At 74.2% G+C, this 15,491-nt stretch carries 13 protein-coding genes; 7 read left to right on the plus strand and 6 right to left on the minus strand.

Annotation, left to right across the window (positions count from 1 at the left end):
- Positions 1-22 precede the first annotated feature (22 nt).
- Together OH807_RS33045 and OH807_RS33050 are read left to right on the plus strand one after the other, a co-directional pair.
- Positions 23-1,348: a peptide ligase PGM1-related protein gene (locus OH807_RS33045; RefSeq protein ID WP_406206506.1), complete on the plus strand. Its 1,326-nt coding sequence runs from the start codon at positions 23-25 to the stop codon at positions 1,346-1,348.
- Positions 1,349-1,452: 104 nt separating this feature from the next.
- Entirely contained in the window at positions 1,453-2,433 is a 981-nt protein-coding gene (locus OH807_RS33050) for a zinc-binding alcohol dehydrogenase family protein (RefSeq protein WP_406206509.1), read from the plus strand.
- A 162-nt stretch (positions 2,434-2,595) separates the two neighbouring features.
- On the opposite strand, the gene OH807_RS33055 is transcribed toward OH807_RS33050, so the two are convergent.
- Genes OH807_RS33055 through OH807_RS33065 form a run of 3 tightly spaced genes read right to left on the minus strand, consistent with a single transcriptional unit; the run spans position 2,596 to position 5,354 of the window.
- Positions 2,596-3,207: a MaoC family dehydratase gene (locus OH807_RS33055; protein WP_406206512.1), complete on the minus strand. Its 612-nt coding sequence runs from the start codon at positions 3,205-3,207 to the stop codon at positions 2,596-2,598.
- Between the two features lie 18 nt (positions 3,208-3,225).
- On the minus strand, positions 3,226-4,485 hold the full coding sequence (locus OH807_RS33060; protein WP_406206515.1) for an aminotransferase class I/II-fold pyridoxal phosphate-dependent enzyme: 1,260 nt from the start codon (positions 4,483-4,485) through the stop codon (positions 3,226-3,228).
- A 2-nt stretch (positions 4,486-4,487) separates the two neighbouring features.
- Complete coding sequence (locus tag OH807_RS33065) at positions 4,488-5,354, minus strand: HpcH/HpaI aldolase/citrate lyase family protein (RefSeq protein WP_406206518.1); 867 nt, start codon at positions 5,352-5,354, stop codon at positions 4,488-4,490.
- 221 nt (positions 5,355-5,575) lie between these two features.
- On the opposite strand from OH807_RS33065, the gene OH807_RS33070 reads away from it, so the two are divergent.
- The 3 genes from OH807_RS33070 to OH807_RS33080 all read left to right on the plus strand — a co-directional run bounded on the left by OH807_RS33070 (position 5,576) and on the right by OH807_RS33080 (position 10,316).
- Complete coding sequence (locus OH807_RS33070; protein WP_406206521.1) at positions 5,576-7,717, plus strand: ATP-binding protein; 2,142 nt, start codon at positions 5,576-5,578, stop codon at positions 7,715-7,717.
- Between the two features lie 695 nt (positions 7,718-8,412).
- Positions 8,413-9,504, plus strand: coding sequence for an inosamine-phosphate amidinotransferase 1 (locus OH807_RS33075; RefSeq protein ID WP_406206523.1), 1,092 nt, complete (start codon positions 8,413-8,415; stop codon positions 9,502-9,504).
- Positions 9,505-9,602: 98 nt separating this feature from the next.
- Complete coding sequence (locus OH807_RS33080) at positions 9,603-10,316, plus strand: aminoacyl-tRNA hydrolase (RefSeq protein ID WP_406206527.1); 714 nt, start codon at positions 9,603-9,605, stop codon at positions 10,314-10,316.
- 97 nt (positions 10,317-10,413) lie between these two features.
- Here OH807_RS33080 and OH807_RS33085 read toward each other — a convergent pair whose 3' ends face one another.
- Both OH807_RS33085 and OH807_RS33090 read right to left on the minus strand, forming a co-directional pair.
- Positions 10,414-11,172 (minus strand): hypothetical protein, encoded by a 759-nt coding sequence (locus OH807_RS33085; RefSeq protein WP_406206529.1) that lies wholly within the window; start codon positions 11,170-11,172, stop codon positions 10,414-10,416.
- Positions 11,169-12,077 carry an ABC transporter ATP-binding protein gene (locus OH807_RS33090; RefSeq protein WP_406206531.1) on the minus strand — a complete coding sequence of 303 codons (909 nt, stop codon included), beginning with the start codon at positions 12,075-12,077 and terminating at the stop codon, positions 11,169-11,171. The genes OH807_RS33085 and OH807_RS33090 overlap by 4 nt, the downstream gene beginning before the upstream one ends.
- Before the next feature lie 150 nt (positions 12,078-12,227).
- On the opposite strand from OH807_RS33090, the gene OH807_RS33095 reads away from it, so the two are divergent.
- Together OH807_RS33095 and OH807_RS33100 are read left to right on the plus strand one after the other, a co-directional pair.
- Positions 12,228-13,490, plus strand: a complete 1,263-nt coding sequence (locus OH807_RS33095; RefSeq protein WP_406206534.1) for a histidine kinase — start codon at positions 12,228-12,230, stop codon at positions 13,488-13,490.
- Positions 13,490-14,152, plus strand: coding sequence for a response regulator (locus OH807_RS33100; RefSeq protein ID WP_406211329.1), 663 nt, complete (start codon positions 13,490-13,492; stop codon positions 14,150-14,152). Before OH807_RS33095 ends, OH807_RS33100 begins: the two co-directional genes overlap by 1 nt.
- A gap of 136 nt (positions 14,153-14,288) precedes the next feature.
- Here OH807_RS33100 and OH807_RS33105 read toward each other — a convergent pair whose 3' ends face one another.
- Positions 14,289-15,356 carry an ABC transporter ATP-binding protein gene (locus tag OH807_RS33105; RefSeq protein WP_406206537.1) on the minus strand — a complete coding sequence of 356 codons (1,068 nt, stop codon included), beginning with the start codon at positions 15,354-15,356 and terminating at the stop codon, positions 14,289-14,291.
- Between the last annotated feature and the right edge of the window lie 135 nt (positions 15,357-15,491).

Raw genomic sequence — 15,491 nt, forward strand, 5'->3', positions numbered from 1 at the left:
GACGTTGGGGAGAGTCCGGCAGATGACGACGCTGTGCATCGGAAACAACCGCACCGAGGAGATGGTCGGGGACCTCACCGGGATGACGCCGCTGGAACGGCGGTTCGCCGGCTGCGGGGCCCAGCGGATGCTCTGGTTCGCCGAGGACGGCGACGTCCTGGTGCTGCCCTGGATCCCCGAATCCGCCTACCTCGCCCACGTCACCGGGCTGACCGGCACCCGGGCGGAGAGCCTCACCGTGGTGGTCCCGCCGCCGGGTGTCGAGGGCGAGGACATCCTCACCCCGGACCGGCTGGCCGACCCGGGCTTCCGCGCCGAGCTGCGCCGGGCACTCGGCGGCCGTCCGGTGGACCGGGTGCTGGCGATCTCGCCGAACGCGTCGGTGGTGGACCTGGCCGCCTCGCTCGACGCCGCACACGCCGTACCGGGCCACGCCTTCGCCGCCCAGGGCGGCAACGCCCTGGTCAACAGCAAGGCGGTGTTCCGGGCGCTCGCCGCCGGGGCCGGGGTCCCGGTGCCGCCGGGCACCGTCGCCACCGCGCCGCAGCACGTGGAGGCGGCGATCAACGACCTGCTGGAGCAGGGCCACAGCGTGATGATGAAGGTCGAGTACCAGGCCGGCGGATTCGGCAACGAGATCCTCGGCCGGGACGAGCAGGTCACCCCGGTCGGTGCCCAGCGGGTGGTCCCGCTGGCCGACCGGGCGGCGGTCTCCGCGTACGTCGCCGAACGCTGGGCCTGGCTCACCGGCGGGCGCGGCCAACGCGTCGTGGTGGAGCGGTACTTCGCCGACTCGGTGCCGCTGTACGCGGAGTTCACGATCGGCGAGCGCGGCTCGGTGCTCTCCGGCTGCGGCGAGATGCTGATGGATCCGGTGGTGCTCGGCGAGATCACCCCGCCGGTCACCCCCGACGCCGGGGTGCGGGCCGAACTCATCGACCAGGCCGCCAGGTTGTGCGAGTCGCTGCGCGTGCTCGGCTACCGCGGCACGCTGAGCGCGGACGCCTTCCTCACGCCCAAGGGCGAGCTCTACTTCAGTGAGACCAACGGGCGGCTGACCGGCTCGACGCATCTGCACGACGCGCTGTTCGCCCGGCTGGTCGGCGCCGAGCACCGGGGCGCCCGGGTGATCCTGGAGCTCGCCGGCCTGCACGTCCCCTCCTTCCCCGAGGCCGTCGCCGCGATCGGGCGGGCCGGGCTGGCCTTCGACCCCGCGACCCGTACCGGCGTGGTCTTCAGCGCCGACTTCGGCCCGGCGGACGGCTCGGTGATGTACTGCGCGATAGCCGAGGACGCGGCGGCGGCGCGGGCGGCGGAGGCCCGGCTGCTCGCACTCTTCGCGCGGTGACGGCCACGGGGGCGGGGGCCGGGACGGGCGCTGGAGCCGGTGCTGAGGCGGGCGTTGGAGCCGGGGCCGGGGCGGGGCCCGCTGTGGCGGCCGGGCGGGGCGGCATGCGGGCAGCGGTGATCCGGCGTTACGGCGGGCCCGAGGAGCTGAGGGCCGAGACCGTTCCCGAACCGTCGCCCGGGCCGGGACAGGTGCTGATCGACGTCACGCTGGCCGGGCTCAACTACGCCGACCTGCACTGCCGGGCGGGCGAGTACCGCCGCTACCCCCTGCCCGCGGTTCTCGGCGCCGACGTGGTGGGCCGGCGGCGCGACGACGGCCGGCGGGTGGCCGCGCTGCTCCGCGACGGTGGCGGCTACGCCCAAGTGGTCTGTGCGGAAGAGGCGTTCACCGTGGAGGTGCCGGACGCGGTCGGCGACCAGCAGGCGCTGGCGCTCCTGGAGCAGGGGGCGACGGCGTACGGCGCGCTGACGCTGCTCGGCCGGCTGCGCCCGGGCGAGCGGGTGGCGGTGACGGCGGCGGCCGGCGGGGTCGGCCACCTCGCGGTGCAGCTGGCCCGGGAGTTGGGTGCGGGCCGGGTGGTCGGCCTGGCATCCACGGCAGCCAAGCGGGAGTTCGTCCGCGGGCTCGGCGCGGACGCCACCTTCGACCCGACGGATCCGAAACTCGTCGACCGCCTCGGCGAGTCGGGCGGGATCGACCTCTTCGTGGACTCCGTCGGCGGTGGCGTGCTGCGGTCCGGGCTCGCCGCGCTGGCGCCGTTCGGCCGGCTGCTCAGCGTCGGGGCCCGCGGCGGCCCGGAGGAGTCCTTCTCGGTGGCGGAGCTGGCGGACGGGTCGGTCGGGGTGCTCGGCTTCTGGCTGCAGCACGTGCTGGACGACCGCGCCCTGTTCGCGGGCGTGGCCGAGCAGCTGTTCCGGCTGGCGGCGGACGGGCGCCTGGTGGCGCGGATCGACCGCGTCGTCCCGCTCGACGCGGTGGCCGGCGCGCACCGCGCGATGGGTGCGCGCGAGACCATGGGCAAGGTACTGGTGGACGTGCACCGGGAGTCGGGGAAGGGCGAGTCGCGGGCCAGGAGCGGCTGACGAACGATGGCTGACGAACGACGGCTGGCGGACGAGGGATGACGGACAGCGGCTGACGGCGAACAGGCAGCGGCCGGTCGGACCGAACAGGCAACGGCGAGCGGATGGCAGCCGACAGACGATGAGTCCGTCGGCTGCCGTCCGCCGACCGTTCCCGCGGGCTCAGTAGCCCGCGACCTCGTCGAGGCCGTGGCCGCGCAGGGGCACCAGGAAGCTGCGTTCGAAGACCACCACCACCTCGCCGGTGGACTTCGTCCCGGTGGTGCGGCAGCTGATGATGCCCTGCCCCTCGCGGCTCTTGGAGAGCCGTTTGGCGAGCGTCTCGGTCTCCGCGTAGAGGGTGTCCCCGGTGAACACCGGGTGGGTCATCCGGATGTTCTCCCACCCCAGGTTGGCGATGGTCCGCCCGCTGGTCGAGCGGGCGGTCATCCCGCCGACGATGCTGAGCGTCACCAGGCTGGAGACGATCGGCCGGCCCCAGGGCGTGTGCGCGCTGTACGCGGCGTCGATGTGCAGCGGGGCGTCGTTCATGCTGAGCATGCTCATCAGGACGTTGTCCAGCTCGGTGACGGTCCGCCCGGGGCGGTGCTCGATCACGTCGCCGACGGTGAACTCCTCGTAGTAGCGGCCGACCAGCTCGCGGTAGCGCCGCTCGCCGATCCGCCGGTAGCCGGCCGGTTCGGAGGCGTCCGTCCCGCCCGTCCCGGTTCGTTCGCCCGTCCCGGCACTTCCGCTCGTCCGGCCGGTCGCGTCCGGCTCGTCGATGTCGTGCATGGTGCGCTGCTCCCGGTCTCAGAGGTCGGCGGTGAGTTCCTTGACGTGGCCGGCGAACTCGGTGATGAGGCGCTCGTCCATGTCGGCGCGCAGCATCAGCCGGAGCCCGGCCTCGCCCTTGGGGACGATCGGGAAGAAGACCGCCGAGCTGTAGAAGCCGCGCTCGAAGAGCTGGGCGGAGAGCTTGACCGCCCGCTCGGCGTCGCCGACGTCGACCCGGCGCACCGGCAGACCGTTGCCTGCGAAGGTGGTCGGCAGCAGCTCGTCGAAGAGCTCGATGTTGCGGTTCAGGTCCGCCTGGAGCTTGCCCAGTTCGGGGGAGCGGTGGATGGCGGCGCTGCCCAGCGAGGCGCCCACCAGGGGCAGCGCGATGTTCTGCGACCAGCCGACCGGGCCGGCGTGCCGGTGCAGGAACTCGAACTGCTCCCGGTTGCCGAGCATCGCGATGCCGCCGCCGGTGCCGAAGCCCTTGCCGAGGCTGGACACGATGACGGTCAGCGGGTTCATCTCCAGCCGGGAGCGGACGAAGCCCTCGCCGCGCTCGCCCATGATGGAGAGCGAGTGGGAGTCGTCGATGTAGAGGAACAGCCCGTAGCGGTCCTGGAGTTCGAGCAGTCCGTCGAGCGCCGCCGCGCCGCCCATCGAGTACGCGCCGTCGGCCACGTAGGCGACCCGCGGGTACTTGCGGCAGATGTCCTCCAGGTAGTTCAGGTCGTTGTGCGGGCAGTTGAGCACCAGGGCCTCGTCCGCGCAGATCGGCTTCACATAGGCCATGCAGAAGTGGCAGAACCGGTCGAAGACCATCACCCGGGGGCCGCCGCTCGTCCCGTCGCAGGTGCCGTCGAGGTGGCCGGAGGCGACCAGCGGCAGGATGCCCGCGGTGAGCGCGGTGCAGGAGGCGCCCGGCAGGATGTGCGCGCCGAACAGGTCGCCCAGCTCCTCCTCCAGCCGGACCAGCAGGTTGTGCCGGATCCGGGTGGTGGAGGTGACCAGCCAGGTGCTGCGGGACTCGGTGAGCGCGTCCACGGCGCCGGCGGCGACCTGCGGGTGGTTGTTCAGGCCGAGGTAGGCGCAGGAGACCATGTTGGCGAACTCGTGGCCGGTCTCGCGGACGATCAGCCGGTTGTTGGACTCCGAGTCCACCTTGATGCCGATCAGGCCGTTGGCGCCGGCCGCCTGCCAGACCGGATCGGCGGTGGCGAGCATCGCCTCGGCGTTGCGGTACCGGCGTGGCCCCTGCACGGTCTCCGCCGCGCCGGGGACTGCTGCTTCGGTCATCGTCAGTTCTCCTTGATGTCGGTGGGCGTGGGCGGGTCGAACTGCTCGATCAGGCGCTGCGAGGCCTCGAAGAACGGCATGCCGACCATCACCCCGTCCACGACGGTGACCGAGCGCCCGTTCTCCAGCCCTGCTGCGACCACCCGTCGGGCCCGCTCCAGAAGCGCTTCGTCCGGGCTGAAGGCCTCGTTGATCAGCGGGAGTTGGCGCGGGTGGACGGCGATCTTGCCGCTGAAGCCGAAGTCCCGGGCGAGCGCCGCCTCCCGGCGCAGCCCGGCCAGGTCGGAGACCTCGAAGAACGGTGCGTCCATCGCCTCGACCCCGGCGGCGCGGGCGCTGTTGAGCACCCGGCCGCGGGCGTGCGCCAGGGCCTCCCAGGAGAGCCGCGCCCCGACCGCGAAGGCGTAGTCGGCGGAGCCGAACACCAGCCCGCGCAGCCGGTGGCCGGCCGCGGCGATGGCGGGAGCGTGCTCGATGCCGAGCGGTGTCTCGACGACGGCGAGGAACTCCGTCTCCGGACAGTCCGACGCCAGTGCGCCGGCGGCGATCTCGATGTCGCGCGGGGATTCCGCCATCGGAATCAGCACGATGTCCGGTTTCGTGCGGTAGTGGGTGAGGGCGATCAGATCGCGCAAACCGTCCGGCCCGGAGAGGGTGTTGATGCGCACCGCGGTTCGCGCGAGTTTGCTGGAGGGCAGGACGAAGAACTCCTCGGCGAGCCGGCGGGCCTCCTCCTTCCGCGCGGGCGGGACCGAGTCCTCCAGGTCGACCATGGCGATATCGGCCCCGGACTGGTGGCTCTTGGTGTACCGCTCCACCGCCATCGCGGGTGTGGACAGCAGGGAACGGCAGTACCGCGTGAACTTCATGGAATCTCCGAAGTCAGCGAACTCTGCGGCTCCCGGTTCTATCCCACCGGCTTTGTTCGGCGCCGTGCGGCTGGACATTGAACATCAACTCGGAACAACCGTCAGACCCGCCCCATTGTTTGATGCCAACTGACCTGAGCATGATGAATCTCAAAGGGTGGACACCGAGGTCACCGTGAGGCTGTCGCGAGGCCACCACGTCACCGGAGAAGGGGGCCGCTGTGCCGCGTCGGGAGAGTCCACTGGACCAGGGGGACGGGCCGCTGGTCCGGTTCGCCGGCGACTTACGCGCCCTCAGGGAGCGGGCCGGCACCCCGCCGTACCGCCAACTCGCCGTCCGGGCGCACTGTTCGGCGGCCAGTCTCTCGGTCGCCGCGGGAGGGCGCCGGCTGCCGAGCCTCGCCGTCACGCTCGCCTACGTGCAGGCCTGCGGCGGGGATGTCCGCGAATGGCAGCACCGATGGCAGTTGCTGGCCGCCGAACTGGCCGCCGACACCGCGGCCCGGCGCCGCGCCCAGGACGCCGGACGGGCCCCCTACCCGGGTGCGGCGGCCTACGAAGCGGTCGATGCGGAGCGGTTCTTCGGACGCGAGGCGCTGCTGGACCGGCTGGTCGGACTGCTCGGGGAGCGCCGGCTCGTGGTGGTCACCGGGCCCTCGGGCGTGGGCAAGTCCTCGCTGGTCAGAGCGGGATTGCTGGCCCGGCTCGGGGGCGCGGGCGGGCCCGGCGGAGGGGGCGGGTCGCCGAGCGGCGCGGCGCGTGCTGGCGGTCGGCAGGGAGGGGGATGGCAGGGAGGTGGGTGGCACGGCGGGGGGCGGCTCGGCGGCAGCGTCGGAGGTGGCAGCGTCGGAGGTGGAGGCGTCGGAGGTGGAGGCGGCTCGGGCCCCGGTGTCGGTGCCCGTCCCGGTGCCGGCCCCGGGGCCGGCTCGGTTGTCGGCCGGCGGTTGGATGCCGGCACGCCGGTGGCCCTGCTCACCCCGGGGGAACGGCCGATGGAGGCGTACACGTTGGCACTCGCCAGGCTCGGGCAGCGAGCCGGGGAGGCGATTGGGGCATCCGGGGCGCGCGAAGGCCGGGAGGCCGGTCGGACCGGGGGAGCGGGCGGCGGCGTGCGGCTGCCGGGCGGCGATCCGGTACTGGTGGTGGACCAGGGCGAGGAGCTGACCACCCGGTGCCGGGACGCCGGCGAGCGTGCACGGTTTCTGGATGCACTGGTGGCGGCGGCGCTGGGCCCTGCGGTGGCAGCCGCCGGGGGTGTCGGCGGCAGGGCCTCCGGGGTCACCGGGGTCACCCGGGCCGGCGGGAACGGCAGGGCCTGCAGGAATGGCGGGAATGGTGGGAACGGCAGGGCCGGCGGGGCCGCTGCGGTGTTCGGTGCCTCGGGGGACTCCGCTGTCCTCGGGGATTCCGGTGCCGGACGGGGTGCGCCGGGCGCCGGCGGGCTGCGATGTCGGGTGGTCCTGGTGGTGCGGTCCGACCAGTGCGACGTGCTCCGGGCGGAGCACCCCGGCCTGGCGGCGGCCTGCCGGGACGCCGTCCTGACCGTCGGCGCACCCGCGCCGGACGAACTGCGCCGGGCGATCACCGAACCCGCGCTGCGGGCCGGCTGCACGGTGGAGGGGGCGCTGCTGGCCGTGCTGATCTCCACCGCCGCCCAGCAGCCGGGTGCTCTGCCGCTGCTGTCGGCCGCGCTGCTGGAGACCTGGCGGCGGCGCAGTGGCAACGCACTCACGCTGGCCGGATTCCAGGCCACCGGGGGGTTCGAAGGAGCGCTGGCCCGGACGGCCGAAGCGTTGTTCGGCGGGCTCGGCGCGGCGGACCGGGAACGGTCCCGGTCGGTGTTCCTGCGGCTGTGCGGTGAGCCCGTGCCCGAGGCCGGTGGCGAGGGGGTGCGCCAACCGGTCAGGCGGGGCGAGTTCGACGATCCCGGTGTGCCCGCAGTGCTCGAACGGCTGGTCCGGGCCCGGTTGGTGGTGCTGGACCGGGACGCCGTTCAGCTGGCCCACCACGGACTGCCGCAGGCCTGGCCCCGGTTGCGGGACTGGCTGGCGGAGGGGCCGGAGGCGCGCGGCGAGCAGCGGCGGCTCACCGAGGCCGCGCGCGCCTGGGCCGCCGCCGACCGGGACCCCGAACTCCTCTACCGCGGGCACCGCCTGGAACACGTCCGGCGCAGGGTGGCGGCCGGCGAGCTGGCTACGGGCGGCGTCGAGCGGGCGTTCCTGTCGGCCGCCCTGCGCGCGGCCGTGGCCGACCGCCGCCGGGCCCGGCGGCAGAGCCTGACGGTGGCCGGGCTGGCGGCTGCCGGTGGTGCACTGATCACCCTGGCGGGCGGCAGCCGGATCCTGCGGGCCCGGCGGAATTGATCAGTCTCGGGGAATGGCGAGTTGAACAACGGGCCGGTTGATTGCCGGGCCCGCCGGGCGGTGCCGGAATGTCGATCACCTGCTTGCGTGGCCGTCCTGGGGCCCGGTAGCTTGGCGCTCGATCCCGCTTCACCCACCTCGTGCATTCGCCTGCCCGATCCGTGATCGCCCGACCCGGGATTTCCCCGTGGGGGACAGTCCGGCCCGCGATTTCCCATCCGTCACGAGCAGTCGGAGCCGCCGGCGACTGCTCCGAACCCCGTCCCCGAATCCGGAGTTCCTCCCTCCGAATCCATAGGCCCCGTCCGGATCCGGAAGTTCAAAACCGAGAGCTCGATGCCCGACGTTCGATGCCGGACGTTCGAAGTCGGACATTCGAAGTCGGAAGTCGGACGTCCGAGGCCTGACGTCGAAATCCGATGTCCGAAATCCGATGTCCGAGGCCGGAGGTGCCGGGTTCGGGCGCGAAGTGTCGCCGGAAGGGTCGGTGGGCCGCCGTCCGTTTTCCGGCGGCTGGTTCCGGCCGATGCCAGGCGCCTCCGTCGTCCTGGTTGTCCCCGTTGTCTCTGTAGCACCTGTGCTTCCTGCGGTCCCTGGAGGCTCCGGTCGAACGCCGGCCGGGCCCCGGCGTGCCCCGTGCTGTCCGCCGTTCGCCGCTTTCCTCGCCAACCCCGAAACCGCGTCAAGGGAGAGTCATGTCCGAGTCGGTCCGCCCGACCCCGCCGGCCAGCCCGGTGCACAGTTGGGACGAGTTCACCACGCTGCGCGAGGTGGTGGTCGGCACCGCCGTCGGCGCCCGGCTGCCGGAGCAGTCCGACCCGTCGTCCTGGTTGTCCTGCTTTCCGAAGACCCCTGCGGCCGAGCTCGCCGCGATTCCGGTCGGCGCCTACTCGCAGCAGGTGGTGGAGGAGACCGAGGAGGACCTCGACGCGCTGGTCGCCACCCTGCGCGGGCTCGGCATCACCGTGCACCAGCCCGAAGCCGTCGATCACGAGGCCGCGTTCGCGGCGCCGAAGTGGCGGGCGGACGGCGGCTTCCACTCCTACTGCCCGCGTGACCTCACGCTGGTCGTCGGTGAGACGGTGATCGAGGTGGCGAGCCCGATGCGCCAGCGCTACTTCGAGGTGTTCGGTCTGCGCAACCTGTTCCAGGACTACCTGCGCGGCGGGGCAAAGTGGTTGGCTGCACCCCGGCCGCGACTGGACGACGAGCTCTTCGAGTTCGACGCCGACGGGCTGCCGCTGCTGGGCGAGGCCGAACCGGTCTTCGACGCCGCCAACGTCCTGCGCCTCGGGCGTGACGTCTTCTACCAGGTCTCCCGCAGCGGCAACGAACTCGGCCTGCAGTGGCTGGAGTCGACCCTCGGACTCCTCGGGGACCTCCGCCTGCACCCCCTGCGCGGCATCTACGGCTACACCCACATCGACAGCACCATCGCCCTGCTGCGGCCCGGCCTGGTGCTGCTCAACCCGGAGCGGATCGGCCCGGACTCGGTGCCCGAGCCGCTGCGCGGCTGGGACATCCTCTGGTGCCCGCCCGCCGAGCCGTCCGCCTCCTCGCCCGGGCACGCCCTCAGCGAGAGCTGGATCAGCATGAACCTGCTGATGGTCAGCCCCGACACGGCGATCGTGGAGTCGGGGCAGCAGGGCCTGATCAAGCAACTCGAACACGCGGGCATCACCGTCCTTCCGCACCGGCTGCGCCACTCCCGCGAGCTCGGCGGCGGCTTCCACTGCGTGACGCTGGACACCCGACGTGACGGCGGCCTGGAGGACTACCTCTCCTGACCGTGCGGTCCTCCGGGCGCCCCGGTACGACGGTGGCCGGCTCCGCGCCGCCCGCCCTGGCGTGATCTCCGCGGGGCGGGGGCTGGCATGCTTGACGGGTGACTTCTCCGTTCGACGCTCCCGTCCCCGCCCCTGCCCCCGAGGACCGCGACGCCCTTCCGCAGTACGTGCTGCCCCTGCTCGTCCGGCTGGAGCGGGACACCCCGCCCGGGCGGACCGACGCGCTGGAGACCTCGGCGCGGGCCGTGCTCACCCTGCTGGCCGACCCGCGGGTGACCGAGGCGGACGGCGAGTGGGCCGAACGCGTGGCGGCCTGGGAGGACGCCCGGATCCGCAAGGTGGTCCGGCGGGCCCGCGGTGGCGAGTGGCGCCGGGCCGGGGAACTGCCCGGGATCACCGTGGCCGGGCAGGAGGCGGAGGTGCGGGTGTTCCCGCCGATCCCGCTCGACGGCTGGCCCAAGGAGCTGGCCAAGCTCCAGGTCTCCGGCACCGACCTGGAGGAGACCGGCCCGGTGGCGGCCCCCGCCCCCGGCCTCCCGGTGCTCTGGCTCAACCCGGAGCTGGACATGAGCGCCGGGAAGACCATGGCGCAGACCGGCCACGCGGCCCAGCTCGCCTGGTGGCGGCTGGACGACGCCCAGCGCAAGGAGTGGGTCGAGTCCGGCTTCGCACTGGCCGTCCGCACCGCCTCGCCCGAGGCCTGGGCGGAGCTGGTGGTGAGCGGCCTTCCGCTGGTCAAGGACGCGGGCTTCACCGAGATCGCCCCGGGGAGCTGCACGGTGGTGGCGGACCACCCGGCGCTGCGCGCCTGAGGTCGGACCGACCGGTGCCCGGGCTCCGGCCGAGGCCCCGGCCGGCCCCGGGGCGGGCGCTGGCCGGCTCCGGGGCAGGCGCAGGGCAGGCGCGGGGTCAGGCTGCGTAGCGGCGTATCGAGCGCAGACCGCCGTACGCGGCCGCGGCGGCCCAGACGGCCATGATCAGCAGCCCGGTCCAGTGGCCGTAGGCGACCGCCGGGTCGTCGGTGTAGTGCAGCGCGTACTGGCCGGCCCGGTCCGGGAGGAACTGGACCGCCTGCCGGACGCCCGGCACGCTGCTGAGCAGCGGGGAGAGCAGGAAGACGGTGGGCACCAGCAGGCCCATGGCGGCCGTGAGGTTGCGCAGCACCGCGGTGAGGCCGAGGCAGAGCACCACCAGCAGCACCGGGTACAGCACCCCGGCGGTGGCACTGCGGACCAGGGCGGGCCCGTCCCAGGTGCCGGGGCTGGGGCCGAAGGCGGCGTACCCGGCGAACGAGCCGGCCGTCGAGACCAGGCCGACGCCGAGGGCGACGAGCGTGCCGAGGGTGAGCTTGGCGGCGTAGAGGCGTCCGCGCCGGGGGACGGCGGTGAGCGAGGTGCCGATCATGCGGGTGTTGAACTCCTGCCCGATCAACAGGATCCCGAAGCAGGCCAGCGCGGCCTGGCCGAAGTTGAGCCCGTAGTGGATGCCGACGCCGGGGTCCGCGGTGAGGGTCCGGTCCTTCCCGCCGAGTGCCGCGGTGAAGGCGACGCCCAGCCCGGCGGTGAGCAGGACGGCGAGGAGCGGGGTGATCCAGAGCGAGCGGAGGGTGGTGAACTTGATCCGCTCCGCCCGGAGCGGGCCGGCCGTACCGGCGGCGAGGAGACTCATGCCGCCACCGCCCGGTACTCGACGCTGTCGGTGGTCATCCGCATGAAGGCCTCCTCCAGGGAGTCCTGCTGGACGGCGATCTCGTACAGCACCACGCCGTTGGCCGCCGCCAGCGCGGCCAACTGCTCGGGAGCGGCGCCGCTCACCTCCCAGGCACCGCCGTCCACCGGCTCGGCGGCGAGGCCGGAGCCGCGCAGCAGGGCGTCGAGCTTGGCCGGGTCGACCGCGCGGACCCGGATCCGGGCGCGGCCGTGCCGGGCGATGAACTCGGGGGCGGCGGCGTCCGCCAGCAGCCGGCCGCGGCCGATCACGACCAGGTGGTCGGCGGTCATCGCCATCTCCGTCATCAGGTGCGAGGAGACCAGCACGGCACGGCCCTCGGCGGCGAGCTCGCGCAGCAGGGTGCGGATCCACCGGATGCCCTCGGGGTCGAGGCCGTTCACCGGTTCGTCCAGCATCAGCACCGGCGGGTCGCCGAGGAGCGCGGCGGCCACGCCGAGGCGCTGGCGCATCCCGAGCGAGAAGCCGCGGATCCGGCGGCCGGCGGCGTCGGCCAGGCCGACCTGGCCGAGCACCTCGTCCACCCGGCGGTCGGGCAGGCCGTTGCTGGCGGCGAGCCAGCGCAGCTGGCCGCGGGCGGTGCGGCCGCCGTGCACGGCGTGGGCGTCGAGCAGTGCGCCGACCTGCCGCAGCGGCTCGGCCAGCTCGGCGTACGGCCGGCCGGCAACCAGGGCGCGGCCCGCGGTCGGCCGGTCCAGGCCGAGGATCAGCCGCATGGTGGTGCTCTTGCCCGCGCCGTTCGGCCCGAGGAAGCCGGTGACCGCGCCCGGCCGGACCTCGAAGTCGAGACCGTCGACCACCCGCGTGCCGTCGTACTCCTTGGTGAGGCCCTGCACCTGGATCATGGCCGCTCTCCCGTTCTGCCGGTCGTTCCGCTCTGCTTGCCCGACCTATTCGACCGGCCCGGCGGCCCCGGCGGATCCCGCTGCGGAGGGGATCCGGCTCCCTCTCAGGAGGGAGTGCCTGCTACTCCGCTGACCTGGCAGGATGACGGGATGCCCCGAATATTCGCCCCCCTGCTGAGTGCTGCCACCTACGCGCGGTGGCTGCACCTGGCCGCCGGGTGGATCTTCGCCGGCGTGGTGCTGATGATCTATCCGGGGACGTCCACCCACGGGCTCGGCGGGATCCTGCTCCGCGCCGTCCCGGTGGACGTCGCGCTGCTGGTGATCGCCGCGCTGCTCCCGGCGATGCGGCGCGCGGAGGGCGTGCAGGCGCGGTTGCTGCTGATGCCCGAGCGGGAGCAGGACATCGCCGCCGAACCCGCCCGCAGCTGGGCCGACCGGCGGCGGACGGCGGTCTGGTTGACCGGACGGGTGACCCTCGGCTCGCTCGTCGGGATGGCCTCGATCCTGGTGCCGGCCGCGGCGTTCGACCTGCTGACCGGGCCCGCACCGCAGATCGCCGGCCGGCGGCTCCCCACCGGCGACGGGCCGACCTGGTACCCGCTGCTGGTGCCGGTGCTGCTGTTCGGCTTCGGCTGGCTGGTCGTCTGGGCCGGTCGGCTCCAACTCGCCATGGCGGTAAGGCTACTGGGACCATCGCCGGCCGAGCGGCTGGCCGCCGCAGAGGAGCGGGCCGAACGCCTGCTGGAACGCAACCTGCTGGCCCGCGAGTTGCACGATTCGATCGGGCACGCGCTGACCGTGACCGTCCTGCAGGCGGGCGCGGCCCGCGCGGTCGGCGACCGGGAGTTCGTCGCGAAGGCGCTCGAAGTCATCGAGGAGACCGGGCGGCAGGCGATGGAGGACCTGGAACGCACGCTCGTCCTGCTGCGCGACACCGCCGGGGCGGGCGGCGGCGCCGCTGCCGGGAGCGGGACCGGCGGCCACCCGGGGGGCGCCGCCGGCGACCACCGCGAGCGGCCCGGGCTCGCGCAGTTGCCCGCGCTCCTCGACACCGCGCGGTCGGCCGGCAGCCCCGTCGAGGCCCGGATCGACCTGCCGCCGGGGCAGTTGCCCGGTGTGCTCTCCCGCGAGGGCTACCGGATCGTCCAGGAGGGCATCACCAACGCCCTCAAGTACGCGCCGGGCGAACCGATCAGCATCCGGATCGCCCTGCGGGAGGGCCGGTTGGAGCTGCGCTGCGCCAACGCGCTCCGCACGGCCGGCCCGTCCCGCAGCTCACCGCGTCGGGGCGGCAAGGGACTTCGCGGCGTCCGCGAGCGGGCCGTGCTGCTCGGCGGCGAGGCCTCGGCGGGCCCGGAGGGCGGCGAATGGGTGCTGACCGTTCGGGTACCCCTACGCTTGGGCGCGTGATGATCGACATTCTGCTGGCGGACGACGAGGAACTCGTCCGGGCCGGGCTGCGGGCCGTCCTGGAGGCGCAGGGCGACCTGCGGGTGGTCGGCGAGGCGGCCGACGGGGCCGAGGCCGTCGCCCTGGCCCGCGAACTGCGCCCGCACGTCGTGCTGATGGACGTCCGGATGCCGCGGGTGGACGGCCTGGCGGCCACCCGCGAACTGGTCCGGGACGGCGCGCTGCCGGGCGGGCGGGCGCCGAAGATCCTGGTCGTCACCACCTTCGAGATCGACGACTACGTCTACCGGGCGCTGCGTGCGGGAGCCGACGGCTTCCTGCTGAAGCGCTCCCGCCCGGCCGAGATCGCGCACGCCGTCCGGCTGGTCGCGGCCGGCGAGTCGCTGCTCTTCCCCGCGGCGATCCGCCGCCTCGCCGCCGGCCAGGGCAACCGCGAGGCGCGCGAGACCATGGCGCGCGCCGGCCTGACCGGGCGCGAGGCCGAGGTCCTGCGCCTGATGGCCGGCGGTCTGACCAACAGTGAGATCGCCGATCGCCTGTTCCTCGGCGTGCAGACGGTGAAGACGCACGTCAGCAGTGTGCTGGCGAAGCTCGGCGCCCGCGACCGCACCCAGGCGGTGATCGCCGCGTACGAGTCCGGCTTCGTGGCGCCGGCGGAGTAGGTCCGCGCGCGAAGCGGCGGCTCACCGGCTCACCGGCTCACCGCCCATCGGCCCATCGGCCATCGGCCCACCGGCCGAGCGGTCCGCCATCGGCCCGGAACCGGCAGCCCGGGAGCGGAAGTTCAGCGGCGGCGGGTCAGGCCCGGTAGGCGTGCGTCTGGGTGGCCTTGACCGCCGCCCAGACCACCGTGCCCGGGGCGAGGTCGAGTTCGGCTGCGGCGGTGGGCGTCAGGTCGGCCGCCATCGGGAGGACACCGGTGAGGTCGGCGCGGACCTGGTCGCCGTGCAGGTCCAGCCCCGCGACCTCCAGCTCCCAGACGTTGCGCGCGCTGGACACCGGCTTCTCCCGGGACAGCGTGACGGCGGCCGGCGGGAACGCCACGAAGGCCGGGCCGGACAGGTCCTCGGCGGTGGCCAGTACGGTGCCCTCCGCGAGGGTGACGCGACGGCCGTCGGCGCTGCCCTGGTAGAGGTTGAGTCCGACCAGCCGGGCGATGTAGTCGGTGCGCGGCCGCCGGGCGATGTCGGCCGGGCTGCCGGACTGCACCTCGCGCCCGTCCTCGATCACCACCAGCCGGTCGGCCAGCACCATCGCGTCCAGCGGATCGTGCGTCACCAGTACCGCCACCGCCTCGAACTCGGCCAGATGCCGCCGCAGTTGCGAGCGGACGTCGAGCCGGGTGCGGGCGTCCAGGGCGGCCAGCGGCTCGTCGAGCAGGAGCAGCCGGGGGCGGACGGCGAGCGCCCGGGCGAGTGCGACGCGCTGCGCCTGGCCGCCGGAGAGGCGGCCCGGGCGGACACCGGCGTGCTCGGTCAGGCCCATCCGGTCGAGCCAGCCGGCCGCTTCGGCCCGCGCCTCCCGCTTGGGCCGGCCCTGACAGCGCGGGCCGAAGGCGACGTTGTCCAGCGCGCTGAGGTGCGGGAAGAGCAGGTAGTCCTGGAACACCACGCCGACCGGGCGTTCCTCGGCGGGCGTGTGCAGGCGCAGGGCCGGGTCCTCCAGGACGCGGCCGTCCAGCCGCAGGTGGCCGCCGGTGAGCGGGAGCAGCCCGGCGAGGGCGCGCAGCGCGGTGGACTTGCCGGCCCCGTTCGGGCCGAGCAGGGCGACCACCTCGCCGGGGGCGGCGGTGAGCGAGAGGTCGAGGCTGAAGGCGGCGCGGTCCACCCGGAGCCGGGCGTCGAGGGCGTGGGCGGCGGCAGTCACGGTGTGGGCGTCCAGACGGAGGCGTGGCCGGCCGGAGACCGGCGTGGTGAGTGGAGGGCCGGGCGGAGGGCCGGGCGGAGGGCCGAGTGCTGCCGGGAGCCGGGCGGAGGGCCGGCCGGAGCCCGGAGCGGGACG

This window comes from Kitasatospora sp. NBC_01560, assembly GCF_045208415.1.
Lineage (GTDB): Bacteria > Actinomycetota > Actinomycetes > Streptomycetales > Streptomycetaceae > Kitasatospora.

Excerpts from the sequence above, each read along its gene's own strand:
- OH807_RS33045 (WP_406206506.1), top strand. The coding sequence starts at position 23 with ATGACGACGCTGTGCATCGGAAACAACCGCACCGAGGAGATGGTCGGG.
- OH807_RS33050 (WP_406206509.1), top strand. The coding sequence starts at position 1,453 with ATGCGGGCAGCGGTGATCCGGCGTTACGGCGGGCCCGAGGAGCTGAGG.
- OH807_RS33055 (WP_406206512.1), bottom strand. The coding sequence starts at position 3,207 with ATGCACGACATCGACGAGCCGGACGCGACCGGCCGGACGAGCGGAAGT.
- OH807_RS33060 (WP_406206515.1), bottom strand. The coding sequence starts at position 4,485 with ATGACCGAAGCAGCAGTCCCCGGCGCGGCGGAGACCGTGCAGGGGCCA.
- OH807_RS33065 (WP_406206518.1), bottom strand. The coding sequence starts at position 5,354 with ATGAAGTTCACGCGGTACTGCCGTTCCCTGCTGTCCACACCCGCGATG.
- OH807_RS33075 (WP_406206523.1), top strand. The coding sequence starts at position 8,413 with ATGTCCGAGTCGGTCCGCCCGACCCCGCCGGCCAGCCCGGTGCACAGT.
- OH807_RS33085 (WP_406206529.1), bottom strand. The coding sequence starts at position 11,172 with ATGAGTCTCCTCGCCGCCGGTACGGCCGGCCCGCTCCGGGCGGAGCGG.
- OH807_RS33090 (WP_406206531.1), bottom strand. The coding sequence starts at position 12,077 with ATGATCCAGGTGCAGGGCCTCACCAAGGAGTACGACGGCACGCGGGTG.
- OH807_RS33095 (WP_406206534.1), top strand. The coding sequence starts at position 12,228 with ATGCCCCGAATATTCGCCCCCCTGCTGAGTGCTGCCACCTACGCGCGG.
- OH807_RS33100 (WP_406211329.1), top strand. The coding sequence starts at position 13,490 with ATGATCGACATTCTGCTGGCGGACGACGAGGAACTCGTCCGGGCCGGG.